Raw genomic sequence first — 241 nt, forward strand, 5'->3', positions numbered from 1 at the left:
TCATCGCGGTCGCCGCCTGCGGGGTGAGCCCGACGTGGCCCACCACCGGGATCCCGGCCCGGACGATCGCCCGGGCCCGGTCGACGATCGAGCCACCCCGTTCGAGCTTGACCGCCTCGGCGCCGCCCTCCTTGACGAACCGCTGGGCGGTGTGGACGGCGTCGAGATCGCTCGCCTCGTAGGAGCCGAAGGGAAGGTCGGCGACGAGCAGGGGGTGACGCAGCCCGCGCCGGACGGCCCG

General features: G+C 75.1%; 1 protein-coding gene. It reads right to left on the reverse strand.

Annotated features, from left to right (window positions below; genetic code table 11):
* On the reverse strand, positions 1-241 hold a 241-nt coding region (locus BN358_RS24060), incomplete at both ends, for a 3-methyl-2-oxobutanoate hydroxymethyltransferase (RefSeq protein ID WP_198018465.1).

The sequence above is a fragment of the Sedimentibacter sp. B4 genome (assembly GCF_000309315.1).
Classification (GTDB): domain Bacteria; phylum Bacillota; class Clostridia; order Tissierellales; family Sedimentibacteraceae; genus Sedimentibacter; species Sedimentibacter saalensis.